This is a genomic window from Rhodospirillaceae bacterium (assembly GCA_002728255.1).
Taxonomy (GTDB): Bacteria; Pseudomonadota; Alphaproteobacteria; order UBA7887; family UBA7887.
In genome coordinates, this window is record PBWV01000006.1 from 49,206 (window position 1) to 63,461 (window position 14,256).

The 14,256-nt window shown below is 48.3% G+C and carries 13 protein-coding genes and 1 pseudogene; 12 read left to right on the forward strand and 2 right to left on the reverse strand.

Going from position 1 to position 14,256, the window contains the following annotated elements; all coding sequences use genetic code 11:
* Nucleotides 1-1,101, forward strand: a complete 1,101-nt coding sequence (locus CMM32_01865) for a hypothetical protein (GenBank protein ID MBT05652.1) — start codon at nt 1-3, stop codon at nt 1,099-1,101.
* A 9-nt stretch (nt 1,102-1,110) separates the two neighbouring features.
* On the opposite strand, the gene CMM32_01870 is transcribed toward CMM32_01865, so the two are convergent.
* Nucleotides 1,111-1,422 carry a cupin domain-containing protein gene (locus CMM32_01870; GenBank protein ID MBT05653.1) on the reverse strand — a complete coding sequence of 104 codons (312 nt, stop codon included), beginning with the start codon at nt 1,420-1,422 and terminating at the stop codon, nt 1,111-1,113.
* Between the two features lie 197 nt (nt 1,423-1,619).
* Here CMM32_01870 and CMM32_01875 point away from each other — a divergent pair, with 197 nt between their 5' ends.
* On the forward strand, nt 1,620-3,017 hold the full coding sequence (locus CMM32_01875) for an enoyl-CoA hydratase (protein ID MBT05654.1): 1,398 nt from the start codon (nt 1,620-1,622) through the stop codon (nt 3,015-3,017).
* A gap of 46 nt (nt 3,018-3,063) precedes the next feature.
* Here CMM32_01875 and CMM32_01880 read toward each other — a convergent pair whose 3' ends face one another.
* Complete coding sequence (locus CMM32_01880) at nt 3,064-3,858, reverse strand: enoyl-CoA hydratase (GenBank protein ID MBT05655.1); 795 nt, start codon at nt 3,856-3,858, stop codon at nt 3,064-3,066.
* Between the two features lie 161 nt (nt 3,859-4,019).
* On the opposite strand from CMM32_01880, the gene CMM32_01885 reads away from it, so the two are divergent.
* From CMM32_01885 to CMM32_01930, 10 genes and pseudogenes are all read left to right on the forward strand, one after another.
* On the forward strand, nt 4,020-4,967 hold the full coding sequence (locus CMM32_01885) for an LLM class F420-dependent oxidoreductase (protein ID MBT05656.1): 948 nt from the start codon (nt 4,020-4,022) through the stop codon (nt 4,965-4,967).
* Between the two features lie 37 nt (nt 4,968-5,004).
* Nucleotides 5,005-5,919, forward strand: coding sequence for a 3-hydroxyacyl-CoA dehydrogenase (locus CMM32_01890; protein MBT05657.1), 915 nt, complete (start codon nt 5,005-5,007; stop codon nt 5,917-5,919).
* Nucleotides 5,920-5,973: 54 nt separating this feature from the next.
* Complete coding sequence (locus CMM32_01895; GenBank protein ID MBT05658.1) at nt 5,974-7,014, forward strand: LLM class F420-dependent oxidoreductase; 1,041 nt, start codon at nt 5,974-5,976, stop codon at nt 7,012-7,014.
* Nucleotides 7,015-7,074: 60 nt separating this feature from the next.
* Complete coding sequence (gene fbiC, locus CMM32_01900; GenBank protein ID MBT05659.1) at nt 7,075-9,522, forward strand: 7,8-didemethyl-8-hydroxy-5-deazariboflavin synthase; 2,448 nt, start codon at nt 7,075-7,077, stop codon at nt 9,520-9,522.
* A 43-nt stretch (nt 9,523-9,565) separates the two neighbouring features.
* The gene (gene npdG, locus CMM32_01905) at nt 9,566-10,219 is read left to right on the forward strand and encodes an NADPH-dependent F420 reductase (GenBank protein MBT05660.1); all 654 of its coding nucleotides are present in this window, start codon (nt 9,566-9,568) and stop codon (nt 10,217-10,219) included.
* 59 nt (nt 10,220-10,278) lie between these two features.
* Entirely contained in the window at nt 10,279-11,037 is a 759-nt protein-coding gene (gene cofE, locus CMM32_01910) for a coenzyme F420-0:L-glutamate ligase (GenBank protein MBT05661.1), read from the forward strand.
* The gene (locus tag CMM32_01915; protein ID MBT05662.1) at nt 11,034-11,960 is read left to right on the forward strand and encodes a 2-phospho-L-lactate transferase; all 927 of its coding nucleotides are present in this window, start codon (nt 11,034-11,036) and stop codon (nt 11,958-11,960) included. Before cofE ends, CMM32_01915 begins: the two co-directional genes overlap by 4 nt.
* Nucleotides 11,957-12,586 (forward strand): 2-phospho-L-lactate guanylyltransferase, encoded by a 630-nt coding sequence (gene cofC, locus CMM32_01920; GenBank protein MBT05663.1) that lies wholly within the window; start codon nt 11,957-11,959, stop codon nt 12,584-12,586. Before CMM32_01915 ends, cofC begins: the two co-directional genes overlap by 4 nt.
* A 124-nt stretch (nt 12,587-12,710) precedes the next feature.
* Nucleotides 12,711-13,099 (forward strand): annotated as a pseudogene (locus CMM32_01925) (hypothetical protein).
* A 134-nt stretch (nt 13,100-13,233) separates the two neighbouring features.
* On the forward strand, nt 13,234-14,229 hold the full coding sequence (locus CMM32_01930) for a TRAP transporter substrate-binding protein (GenBank protein ID MBT05664.1): 996 nt from the start codon (nt 13,234-13,236) through the stop codon (nt 14,227-14,229).
* Nucleotides 14,230-14,256: the final 27 nt, after the last annotated feature.

Sequence of the window (14,256 nt, forward strand, 5' to 3'; positions counted from 1 at the left end):
ATGGGAACGCCTTCTGTTATAAAATTCCAAGGGAACAAGCCAAGTTGGGGGTCAGGCTTTCAGGCTGGCGAAGGGGCGGCACTTATTGGACGAGCTAAGTTGGGGGAGGGGGTGAAAATAGGCTCTTGGTCTGCTTTAAGGGGCGATGGCCACTTTATCGATATTGGAGATAACTGCATTTTCATGGATCGTTCCACAGTTCACATTGCCGACGGAGTATTTCCTACTAAGATGGGGCGTAATATTTATGTCGGCCGGTACGCTCTCGTTCATGCTTGTACTATCGGGGACAATTGTATCCTTGGAGATGCCGCTGTAGTGATGGATAATAGCCATGTCGGGGAGGGCGCCGTTATTGCTGCAGGAAGTTTGGTGCCTCCTGGCAAGAACCTAGAAGGTGGATGGCTATACGAAGGAAGCCCGGCTAAGCCTGTGCGGGAGATTGCAGCAAATGAGCTAGAAAGATGGAGAAAGGGGCTTTTGGTCGAGGATGGGGATACTCCAGTGAACCTGCGTGGTGAAATGCCATCGTTAGATATGAGCCTTTTTTTGAATCAGGCCGCTGGGAGCGGACCGCTCTATTCTCTAGGCAGCGAAAGCCCTCAGATTGATCCCAAGGGTTATGTTGCCCCAACTGCAGCAGTAATAGGGGACGTTAGGACTTCTGTTGGTACTAGTGTTTGGTTCTCCACGGTAATGCAAGGGGCGGGGACATCGATAACTCTTGGCAAAAATAGTAATGTACAGGACAACTCAATTTTAGTGGCTAGTGCAGACCGCGGTCCTATTTCCATCGGTCAAGAGGTTACTGTTGGACACAATGTGCGGATGGGGTCGTGCCAAATTGGAGATCATTGTCTAATTGGGATGGGATCAGAAATTTGTGATAACGTTGTTGTTGAAGATGGAGCAATCGTAGGTGCGCGGGCTTTTGTGGAGTCCGGCACCATAGTTAAGGAAGGCTATGTATGGGCTGGGCGGCCCGCATCAGAATTTAGACCAGTGAAATCCGAGGAGTTGGCATACTTCCAGCGTGGAACGGACGTGTATGTAGGTTATTCCAAAACATATCTAGAGGAACAGTCTGCTAATTCTTCTTAGTGCGATGACTCAAGAATCGTCGTAGCCAAACAGCCAAGAAGTATTCCCAGAGGATGTGTTCTTGACGGAGTGTCTAACTCCGTAAGGAATGAAGACTTCATCGCCTACGTTGAGTACAAAGTTTTTTCTTTCGGCCAGAAGGTTTAGCTGGCCGTTGATAACTGTTACCAGTTCGTTGGTGCGATGGACAAAATCATTCCACTCTTGGCCTGGCGGATCGACGTATAGGTAACAGGTAAAACCCCGATTGGCCCATATATCTGCCACTTTAGCTTGCNCCACGGGTGGTTGAAACCATTTTTCTTTAAGATGTGGCCTCATAGGATCGATTTTCTCATCTTACCGATCAAGGAATAAATCATGCATTTCACCGCAGGGATCAAATTAGTTCAACCAACCCAACGCCCTTATCCCATAAGATTAGCATGACTTTTCGGTGTTGGCGATTTGTGTTCTATCGGTTAGAAAGAAGCCTAGCGCTGGCCAGTTTTTGACCCACTACTTGCTCAGGTATTGGAATGAACCTAAAAAACCACCCGGGTTATTCAGAGGTGCCAGAAGAGTGCTCAGTGTGGGCGCTCAGGGCTCCAAAGATTGGAGCTCGGTCTGAGGACTTTCCCCGAGAAAAAGAGACTGTCTGTAAGTTTTTGAAAGAGGGCGCAGAACTTCAGAAGTCTAAAGATAGGTTTAGCGCGCCAGATAAGAACGGAGATGCACGATTAAAATTTATTAATTCTGTATTGGCTGACATGCGCCACCAATTTCTTTTAACCCATCGTGCCACTATATATGCAGATTTGACTGAAAATTTTGAGAAATCAATCCGTGTGGAAGATTTAGTTCAAGAGGTTTCGGTTAAATATGATGGCTTAGTATCAAGTATGGATCAGATCAAGGAAGATGCGGGGAGGGCCCTAAAAGATAAGGTTGGTTATGAACGTTCTATCGGTATTTTTCTTTCCCACATTTTTGATGATTCGGATGCCGGCAATCACCTTATTCAAACCATGCTTCAGCCCTTACCTAGCTCACTGGAGTTATTGGAGAAGTTTCGCAAGGATGGCTCGCTTGATTTAGGAACTGCTCTGGTGAAGCGAAATGGTGCTTCCGTGGAAGTACGGATGTACAACCCTCAGTATTTGAACGCTGAGGACACGGAGACTCTTCATCCAATGGAGCAAGCAGTGGATGTAGCTCTTCTAGATTCCGAAAGTCAGGTTTGTGTGCTGCGTGGTACCAAATCTGCTCATCCCCGATACAAGGGTCGTGGTGTCTTTTGTAGTGGGATCAATTTGACCCATCTCTACAATGGAGCAATACCTTATCTCTGGTATATAACGCGGGACTTAGGGTTTGTTAATAAAATGGCGCACGGGATTTGGACCCCATCTTGTCATCCAAGGGACCCNATGCCGACTACAGAGAAGCCGTGGATAGCGGCTGTGGAGACCTTTGCTATAGGGGGCGGTTGCCAATATTTGTTGGTAATGGACCACACACTGGCAGAGGAGAGCGCGTATTTTACTCTGCCCGCGCGGAAAGAAGGCATTATTCCTGGCTTGGCAAATATGCGGTTGCCTCGTCTTGTTGGAGATCGACTCAGTCGGCAGGCAATTATGTTCGATAGGCGCATAGACGCTAGCAGCCCTGAGGGCAGATTAGTTGCAGACCAGATCATTCCTGATGGGGAAATGGACCAGGCTCTGTCCGCGACGGTTGAAAAGCTAACGAGCTCAGGTGTGGTAAGTGCTGCCGGCAATCGTAAGGCCCTCAGGGTCTGCCAAGAGACCCTCGACGATGTCAGACGATACATGGCAGTGTATTGTCGTGAACAGGTAAACTGCCACCTCAGCCCGGCACTCGTCCATAATTTGGAGGAGAACTGGCTAAAACCCAAGGCTGCGCGAAAGAGGTGAAGTAGAAATTTAGGTATTCCCTTCAGCGACGCCTATGAATGTAACGTTATTTTCCCTTAAAGGTGGGTTGTCGCTTGTCCAGAAACGCTTGTGCTGCCTCTTTGTGGTCTTCGGTCATCCCGCAACGAGTATGGTGCCAGGCTTCTAATTCAAAGACATCNTCGAGCTTCCCAGTCTCTGCGGCATTCAGATTCTTTTTCATGTAGCCTAAAGCTATCTGTGGACCATTCGCCATTTGGCTCGCCATCTTCATAGTTTCGTCTACTAAACTGTCATCAGCAACGACCCGGTTGACTATGCCTAAATCAGCAGCTTCCTGGGCTCTCAGGACGGGAGATGTAAAGTACAATTCCCTTGCTTTCGCTGTCCCAATTAGTCGAGTGAGAAAATAGCTGCCGCCAAAATCTCCCGAGTAGCCCACCTTTCCAAAGGCCGTGGTGAATTTAGCGCTTTCCCCTGCAATTCGAATGTCACATGAGAGTGCTATAGATAGGCCGGCGCCGGCGGCAGCTCCTGGAACCATGGCGATGGTGGGTTTTGGCATCTGGTGCAGCCAGCGCGAAATATCCATGCTTGCGCTTAATGCCTGCGCCTTAGCCTCAAGCGTTTCGGCTTTAAACTCCGTACCCTCTGCCATTGCCTTGACATCACCTCCGGCACAGAAGGCTCTTCCCGCTCCGGTAATTACTACGGCCCCAATATTTGGGTCCTTGGCTAGCCGAGGGAGGGCTTCTAATAGATTCTCTATCATTTCTCCCGACAAGGCGTTCAGGCTTTCGGGGCGATTCATTGTTAAAGTGGAAATCCCATCAGATAAACTTTCAAGAAGCACGCTAGCCATGACTTTGGTTCCTTTAATAGACGTTGTGTATTTCGCTATTAAAACAAGTTGTTTACAGAACAGCAAATAGAGAGTTAAAGCGATAATGGTGATGAAGTATTGACGTCACGCCAATCTGTGAAAAGATAAAATGAAAATAGTATGTCGACGGAGGTTTGATAATGGAATTTGGTTTTACCGTGCCGGTGCGTGGCCCGGGAGCGGATCCCGAAGGTATGGCCAACATAGCAGCTGCCGCCGAATCCTATGGGTACAGTTACATAGCGGTGAATGACCATGTTGTGGTNCCCAAAGACGTAGCATCTCTTTACCCATACACAGATGATGGGAGTTGGCCTGGTCGAATCGGAGATTTTTTAGANCCTTTATCCCTTATTGGCTTTTTANCGGGAGTTACGAAGAAAATAAATTTNCTGACATCGGTTTTGGTTATTCCTTACCGGCCACCGATTCTTGCAGCGAAAATGATTGCATCGCTTGATGTGATGTCNGGTGGAAGATTAATTTTGGGTGTAGGGGCCGGGTGGATGCGCGAAGAATTTGAAGCCGTGGGTGCCCCAGATTTTAATGGACGGGGAAAGGTTACAGATGAATATATTGAGGCTTTTCGCATTTTGTGGACAGAGCAGGACCCTCGCTTTCATGGAGAGTATGTCGACTTTGAGAATATAATATTTGCCCCGCAGCCTATTCAAAAGAATGGGCCTAGAATTTGGGTTGGTGGCGAAAGTCGCGCTGCTCGTAGGCGGACAGCAAAATTGGGAGATGGTTGGTACCCGACTGGAAGCAACCCAAAAATACCACTGGATACGCTAGAGAGGTATGTTGAGGCTCAGAGTGATGTTATAGCATTGGCAATCGATCAGGGGCGCGATAAGGCATCAATTGACTTTGCCTACTGGGCAATGCGGCCGTGGACGGGTGTGGCTGAGAGCGTCGCTGGGGACAGGCGTTTGTTTACTGGGCAGGCGCAGGATCTTATCGACGATGTAAAAAAACTTGAGGATGTTGGGGTTAGCCATTTGTCGATTATGGTACTATCTGATCGTATCGAGGGTACTGTGGAAAACGTAAAACGGTTTGCTGACGAAGTGATGGCGCAGGTCTGATAATGAATTGGGAATAACTGTGGATAGGAACGTTGGTATGAACCAGATGGTCAAAGATAAAGTTGTGGTAGTCACTGGGGCCGGGAGAGGAATAGGAAAAGAAATGGCGCTCCTTATGGCGGAGCATGGAGCAAAAGTACTTGTCAATGACATAGGTGGAAGTGAGCGAGGAGACGGTTCAGACCGGGTTCCTGCAATGGAAGTTGTTGCTGAAATTAATGATGCGGGCGGTCAGGCAGCGGCTCATTTTGGGAGTGTTGCNAATTTTGCAGATGCCAAGGATATCGTTGGTACAGCAATCGCTAAATTTGGGCGGCTTGATGTAGTGGTGAACAATGCAGGGATCTTACGTGATGTGATCTTCCATAAAATGGAGGAGGAGGATTGGGATAGCGTTATCAANGTGCACCTAAAAGGAAGTTTTAATGTCAGCAGGGCGGCCGCGACGGTGTTTCGAGAGCAGAAGTCGGGGTGTTTTGTGCATATGACCTCTACATCAGGGCTGGTTGGAAATTTTGGCCAAGCAAATTATGCCGCCGCAAAGTTAGGGATTGTTGGTTTGGCCAAATCAATTGCATTGGATATGGCACGCTTTAATGTGCGTTCAAATTGTATTTCACCTTTTGCTTGGACTAGAATGATTGGNACTATACCGATTCAGGATGAAACACAGGCGGCGCGGATTGAAAAGCTGAAGCAGATGACNCCAGGGAAGATAGCCCCCATGGCGGTTTACCTNGCGAGTGATGCCGCCACAAATGTGACTGGACAAATTTTTGCAGTTAGAAACAACGAGATTTTTCTTATGAGCCAGAGCCGGCCGTTGCGTTCCGTTCAAAGGAGCGAGGGATGGGATCCAGAATCAATATCGGGGCATGCAATACCGGCTCTTTCTAAGCATTTTTTCCCGCTCGATAGGTCGCAGGATGTATTTGATTGGGATCCTGTCTGAGAAAACTAAACGATTGAATGGGCTAGGTATTGGAAAGGANNAAAGGGTAGAGCAATGCGATTGGGACTGCAGTTGAGCCTAGCGGGGCCAGATTTTTCCATAGACTTGGATCTCATCCGTGAGGCGGAAGCCTTAGGGTTTGACTCAGTTTGGACTGGGGAGGCCTATGGTTCGGATTCGGTTACCCCAATAACTTGGGTTTTAGCAAACACTAGTCGCATCAAGGCGGGTACTGCCATCATGCAAATGCCGGGCCGAACTCCGGCTATGGCGGCTATGACAGCTATAACCCTTCAAGCTCTCTCTGGGAATCGGTTTATCATGGGGTTGGGTCCATCAGGTCCGCAGGTTGTTGAAGGTTGGCATGGTGTCCCGTACGGTAAACCGCTGACGCGTACGAAAGAATATATTTCTATCGTGCGTCAGATTATTGATCGTAAAGAGGCGGTGCAATTTAAGGGGGAGCATTATCAACTGCCATACTTTGGCGAGGACGCTACGGGCCTTGCTAAACCCTTAAAAAGTATCATTAAGGGCGATCCTTCCTTGAGGATTTATACAGCTGCAATTGGGCCTAGCGGCCTCAGAACAAGTGCTGAGGTGGCAGATGGGGTTTTCCCCTTTTTTAGTGATCCAGAAAACTTTAGTGTTTTTGAACAACCGCTCAATGAAGGTTTCGCTAGAACTGGAGAGCTAAAGAGCCTGGAGAATTTTGAGATTCTACCTTTAGTGCAAGTTACGATTGGGGATGATCTGGAGGCGTGTCGTTTGCCGACCAAAAGGTTCTTAGCTTTGTATGGCGGCGGCATGGGTGCCCGCGGAAAGAATTTTTATAACGACCATATTAAGCGACTGGGGTTTGAGGAGGCAGCTGTTAAGATTCAGGATTTGTACTTGGGTGGACGTAAGGGGGCGGCGATTGGTGCTGTGCCTGATGAATTAGTGGACAAAGTTGCCCTGGTTGGGAGCAAAGACCGGGTGCGAGATAGGTTGGGTGCGTGGCGTGATGCGGCCAGGAGAAAGCACGTTGGTACAATGGTNGTCCCCGCTTCTGATCGGGAAACACTGAGATTTTTGGCGGAAGAATTGCTATGAGAAGGTACAGTGTCATATGGCACTCTATGGGCAAGCCTCATATAACAACGAAAGGCAGGGATGGTGGATAAGTTAATATCTCCTATAGCCGCTTCTAAAGACGAGAAACTGATCTCTGAGGAGGAGCTGCGGTCAATTTCAGTGAAATTAACGACCGCGGAGCTGGTAAACTGGGCGGGTGCTTTGCGGGATGAAGCGCGGAGCAAAATTCAAACTTATTCGCCGAAAGTTTTTATCCCGCTCACGCACTTGTGCAGGGATGTTTGCCACTATTGCACCTTTTCTCGCCCACCAATAAAGGGCGAGGANCCATATATGACCCCGGAGGAAGTNCTGGNGNTNGCCCGNGCGGGAGCGGCTGCCGGCTGCCGNGAGGCGCTATTTACCCTCGGGGATAAGCCTGAGTTGCGGTATCGGGTGGCTCAAGAAAAACTTGGGGAGTTGGGGCATAAAAGCACCATTTCGTATCTTGTTGAAATGTGCCNACTGGTCCGCAAAGAAACCGGTTTATTGCCGCATGCTAACCCAGGAGTTCTTAACTCGGAGGAGGTTTCCGAGTTGCGTCGTGTGACCGTTTCGCAGGGGATAATGCTTGAAAGTGCATCGGAGCGGTTATGNGAGAGAGGGGGNNCCCATTATGGCTCGCCTGATAAGAANCCAGCCGTAAGATTGCNGGCTCTCCAAATTTTGGGGGAGCAATCGGTTCCTACTACTTCCGGAATTTTGATCGGTTTGGGGGAAACCAGAGATGAGCGTATCACCTCCATTCTGGCTCTGCGCCGGTTGCACCAAGGCTACGGACATCTTCAAGAAATCATCATACAAAATTTTAGGGCCAAAACTGGAACTAAAATGGAGGATGCCTGTGAGCCTGATTTGNATGAACTTATGTGGACTATTGCTTTAGCCCGTATTGCTTTTGGCCCAGCCATGAACATTCAGGCGCCTCCCAATTTGACCCCTACCGTTTTCGGCAAGCTGCTAAATGCAGGGATCAACGACTGGGGGGGAATTTCTCCAGTGACCCCTGATCATGTGAATCCAGAAGCTCCTTGGCCGGAGGTGCAAAATTTGGAACAGGCTACGTATGCGGCTGGAAAAACGCTGGTGCCACGGCTCGCGATATACCCAGAGTACGTGAAGGAATTAGGGAAATGGCTAGACCCTGAACTTGTGGCTGCAGTGTTGGATGCTTCTGATTCTGAAGGATATTCTCGAGAGGGCCATTGGTCTCCCGGGGCATCGTCTCCGGTACCTGTGCTGCAAGGTAATTCTCGTGTGTCCGAAGTGTCGGGCGAGTTGGAGAATATTTTATCCCGGGCATGCAATGGTATGCGGCTGTCCACTGACGAAGTTGTTCAGTTGTTTGAAGTTAGGGGTGGAACCTTCCAAAGGGTATTGGAGGTTGCCAATCAGTTACGGCAGGTGGCAGTGNGCAATGTTATTCGATACGTAGTTAATCGGAACATTAACTACACTAATGTTTGTTATTTTCGTTGCCAATTTTGTGCCTTTTCCAAGGGGAAGATGAGCGAAAATTTGCGCGGTAATCCATATGATTTGCCTCTGTCTGAAATAACTAGACGGGTGCAGGAAGCCTGGAAGCGCGGGGCGACCGAGGTGTGTATGCAAGGGGGTATTCATCCCGACTATACTGGCGAGACCTATCTCTCTATTTGCAAGGCGGTTAAAGCGGCGGTTCCGGAGATGCATGTCCATGCCTTCTCGCCTCTGGAGGTTGCCCAGGGGGCTGCTACCTTGAATCTGTCCGTGGCCGAATTCTTAAAGCAACTGCGCGAGGCAGGTTTAGGTACTTTGCCGGGTACAGCCGCAGAGATCCTTGATGATCCAGTACGAAGAATTATTTGTCCTGATAAGCTAGATAGTGGAGAGTGGCTGGATGTGGTTAGNTCAGCNCACAAGGAAGGGTTCCGTTCTACAGCTACAATAATGTTTGGTCACGTTGATACGCCTACTAACTGGGCGGCCCACCTGCTGAAAATACGGGATTTGCAGCAAGAAACAGGCGGATTTACCGAATTTGTTCCTTTGCCGTTTATCCATATGGAGGCCCCGATGTACTTAAAGGGCAAAGCTCGCAAAGGACCTACCTGGAGGGAGACCCTGCTAATGCACGCCGTTGCTCGATTGGTTCTTCATCCATTGATCCCCAATATTCAGGTTTCCTGGGTGAAACTTGGACGAGAAGGTGCGGTGGAGTGCCTTAAGGCTGGGGCGAATGATTTGGGTGGCACGTTAATGAATGAAAGTATATCTCGTGCAGCCGGCACCGAGCACGGCCAGGAAATGTCACCACATGATATGGAGAGGCTAATCAGGTTGATGGGGCGAGAACCAGCCCAGCGCACCACCTTGTATGTGGAAGCATCAGATCAACAAAGAGAAAGGTCTTTTCAGGCNGCGGAANTATCTCCTGTGATACAGACCCCAGCTACGAAATATGCACGTACCGGCTCCGCTGCAATGTTGGTAAGCGCGAGTAGTTAAACTCTTGTCGCAGGTGCACACATTTTTGCCTTCTATAGCCGTGATTGGCGGCACGGGCGAGCAAGGACGGGGGTTGGCCCTCCGATGGTCAGCGGCAGGATACAACGTTACCATTGGGTCTCGCGCTTCTGCCCGGGCCAGTGCCGAGGTAGAAAAATTAAATAGGTTGCATTCCAATATTTCTCTTTCATCTGACGATAATAAAGGTGCTGCGGGGGGTGCCGATATAATCGTGCTCACGGTACCATTTAAATTCCAACAGTCTACAGTGGAAGATATTGCCATATGTCTTGATGGCAAGATTTTAGTGGATGTAACAGTACCCTTGGTGCCACCTAGGGTCGCTCGGGTTCAACTACCGGAGGCCGGTTCCGCTGTGGTTAACGTGCAGCGTATTCTTGGAGATAATGTACGGGTGGTCTCGGCGTTTCANAACGTGTCTGCTCACCATCTGAATGATCTCAACCAGAGGATAAGATGTGACGTCCTAGTGTGCGGCGATGATGTTGAAGCGCGAGAAGAGACAATAAAACTGGTGGCTGCCGCGGGAATGCGAGGGGTTCACGGTGGGCCACTAGTAAATTCTGTGGTTGCTGAGGCCCTTACCTCAGTTCTTATTGGCATCAATAGGCGGTATAAAATTCCTGGGGCTGGAATAATGATAACAGGACTTGCTGATGCTTCTGAAATTGAATAGTAAAACCTTAAATTCATAGGGTGTCTTTGGACTTGTCCCCTATTATCAACCAATTAACGATGATATCGCTACCCGACATCCCGCTCGTGAAGCCCGGTGATGACCTGGCTGATTTGGTAATACAATCGGTGGACAAACTTGGCACACAGTTGCTGGAGGGGGATATCTTAGTTGTAGCTCAAAAGATAATATCCAANTCCGAAGGCAGGGAAGTTTCTTTAANAAATGTTGTTCCTTCTAGTGCNGCTAGCGAATTAGCAAAAATCGTTGGTAAGGACCCGAGGCTTATTGAGGTTATTTTAGATGAGTCAAAAGAGGTCGTTCGGCATCGTCCTGGTTTAATAATAGTAGAAAATAGAAATGGGCTTGTGTTGGCTAATGCTGGCGTAGATATGTCAAACGTTAGGCAAGCAGACGGGGACACGGTTTTACTGTTGCCCCTTTATCCAGATCAAAGCGCTGCAAAAATACAGGATGAGGTCAGGCGTCGGGTTGGCGTCGACGTTGGCGTCATCATAAACGACAGCTTGGGGCGGGCCTTTCGAAATGGCACAACCGGAATTGCTATTGGTGTGTCGGGGTTGCCAGCGCTAACCGACCTATCTGGAAAGGCGGATCTTTTTGGGCGGAAGTTGCAGGTGACCCAAGTGGCGGTGGCCGACGAGTTGGCGGCCGCTGCTTCCTTGTTAATGGGACAGGCAGCAGAAGGCCGGCCTATCGTTCTTGTTCGCGGTTTTGTTTCGGGACATCCCGAAGGGAGTGCCAGTGACCTAGTTCGGGAAAGGGAGGAAGACCTTTTTCGGGATGAGAAACAATGATTTTAGCCCTGGCTGGTGGCGTAGGAGGGGCTAAGCTGGCAGCCGGGTTGGCAGGGATCCTAGGACCTGACCAACTCGCCATAGCAGTTAACACCGCGGATGATTTTGTTTTTCAAGGCCTGTCGATTTCGCCTGATCTTGATACGATTGCCTACACGTTGGCTGGGTTAAATGATAAAGAGAAGGGCTGGGGCGTGGCGGAGGAGAGCTGGCAATTCCTGGCTGCATTGGAGAGATTGGGGGGAGAAGCCTGGTTCAAGCTGGGAGACAAGGATTTAGCAACCCATGTGATGCGGTCTTATTGGCTGTCAAAGGGNTGGAGCTTGTCAGAGGTAACNGCGAGTATATGCTCAGCATTGGGAATTGCCCACCAGGTCTTTCCAATGAGCGATGACCCGGTCCGGACTTTTTTAGATACCGAAATCGGAGAGCTGGATTTTCAGACATATTTTGTTCGTGAGCGTTGCCAGCCGAAGGTGCGCAGCGTGCGGTATGTTGGTGTTGATCAAGCGAAGCCATCTGAAGCTTTTATGAGAGCCCTGCAAGATACTTTCCTCTCAGCCATAATCATTTGCCCATCCAATCCGATTTTAAGTGTGGCTCCAATATTGGCAGTGCAGGGTGTGAGCTCTTTGTTACGTAGCCACCCTGCTCCTGTGATCGCCGTTTCCCCTATCATNGAAGGAAAGGCGGTGAAGGGACCCGCGGCTAAACTGTTTAGAGAGTTGGGGAAAGAGTCCTCTGCTGTAGGAGTGGCTGAGTATTATGGGGATCTTTTAGACGGGNTGGTGATCGACGCTAAGGATAAAGATCGTGCGGCTATAAGCCAAAAAACCCTAATAACAAATACTTTAATGCAGACAGATCAGGATAAGAAAAACCTAGCTTCGGATGTCTTGGAATTTGCTAGATCATTAATATGAAATACTCCGGATTAAATATTGTCATTCCGGTTCGCTCGCTTCGGCACGGAAAGTCAAGATTAACACCTGTTCTTAGCAAGAGTGATCGGCACGAGCTTAATAGGCGATTTTTTGTAAATACTTTGAACGTTGCAATTTCGGTCGTGGGGATTAAGGCNGTTGTGGTTGTAAGCAGGTGTCCCGAAGTAAATGAAATTTGTCAATCTCTAGGGGTTAAGTACTTGTTTGAGATTACGCGAGGGGGCTTGAATCCAGCATTAAGCAGAGCTTCNCGGATTGTTGGAGCATGGGGAGTTAGAAAGATTTTGGTTCTTCCTTCTGATTTGCCAATGATCGAGAGGAAAGATTTGTGTCTGCTGGTCTCTAGAGCGGGACGTGCTGGTGCAGCAATAGTTCCCGATAGGTGGCTTAGGGGGACCAATGCATTGTGCGTCCCGACGCGGAGCACATTTAATTTCCAATTNGGTNNCGANAGCTATGCTAAACACAGGATCGAGGCGGNTAGATGTGACATTAAGTTGCTCTCCCTCCCCCGCTGNTCTCTGTCTTTTGACGTCGATTGGCCAAGAGATTTACTCCANNTNTCGACTTTTCAGCTAAGTCANGAANGCTGGTGGNACAGGTAATTTGGTGTGGGTGATGGCGCTNNGACAAAGTGTTTAAAAACAAACGCTGCTTGTCTAAGGTGTAAAATATAGGAAAGCAGGCTTATTATGGAAAAGGCGGAGGGATCTTGTGCCATTTGAGGCAATGGAGCATTTTACTATTCGGGCTGCCGATCTTGAGGCGACCAAGAACTTCTATTGTGATGTTCTTGGAATGAAAGTTGGAGAAAGGCCTGCTTTCAAATTTCCTGGGTACTGGATTTATCTCGGGAAACAGCATGTGTTCATTTGATTGAGGCCGATAATGTTGATGCTAAAAAGGAATCGGGTTCGGGAGCAATAGATCATGTTGCTTTTGCCGGTACCGACATTAGGGGATTTGTTGCAAATGCCAAGGCGTACAATGTGTCCATGAAACATAACAAGGTGTCTGACTTCGGGATTCATCAGATTTTCATATATGATCCAGATGGTATTAAAGTGGAGTTAAATTTTAGAGGTGAAGATGCCCAAAATTACCATCCTGAAGATTAATCCGCATTAGGTTTCGCGTTGCTGGAGGAACCCAACATGGTTCTATGACCAGTTACAAATAGCAATTTTGGCTTATAAAACTTGAGGAAATACTGCTTGTGGTAGGTGAGATAGTGGACGAGGAGAGTTAAATTATGTGGGTTGGCATGCTGCAAAATGTTTTGAGAGTTATCCCTTTGACATTCGTATTTTGTTGGAATTCTGTTGTGGCGGAAGAGCCACAGAGAGAAAACATTCAAGTAACTGTGGTCGCGGGATCTATCGGTGGCAGTTTTTATGTCATGAATGCAGCAATGTTTGATATTTTTGCAAAAAATATTGAAGGCCTCACTTATTCCATAGTTCCTGGTGGGTCGATATCTAATCCAATAGCCATTAACCAGGGTGATGCTCAGTGTGGCTTTTCTTTCACCAACGACCTTGGTTCAGCTGTTCAAGGTCAGGAACCCTATTCGAGTCCGCTTACCGATATTCGGGCAGTCGCCAATGTTGGTTTTGAGGCACGACTGCATGTCTTCGTTGCTGAAGACCTGGGGGTATCTTCGATGGAGGAATTGAAGATGGTGCGCCCAGAATTGAGGGTTGATACAGGCCCCCGAGGCACGGGTTCGGAATTGGCTGCAAAAAGGGCATTAGATCTTCATGGCTATAGTTATTCGGATATTAGAAATGAGGGTGGCCGAGTTATCCATTCGCAGTTTCGTGAGATGGTTGATAGAATGAAAGACGGACACTTAAATGCATTGATGTATAATGATCTTATGGGTGCTCCGTTATTTTCTGATTTGGTATCTTCACGGGATGTAAAATTACTTTCCCTGAGTAGAGATGTCATAGATAGGCTGCATTCTGAGTTTGGCTACACACCGGGCGTTATCCCTGGCGGGACCTATCGTGGCCAGTTAGAAGATGTTAATACAGTAAAACGGCAGACTATATTTTTCTGTCATAAAGATATGCCTGAGNTAGTGATCCATCAGATGGCTAAATTAATTTTTCTCAATAAAGAAGATTTACAGTCGGCAATTCGGGCCTTTAATATTCGCGCCGAACAGGTAGCACAAAATAGCCCGATTCCGATGCATCCNGGGGCCGAGCGATTTTATAGAGAGGTTGGCATTATTAAGTGAAATGCAGAAACTCGTAATAAACAGGCC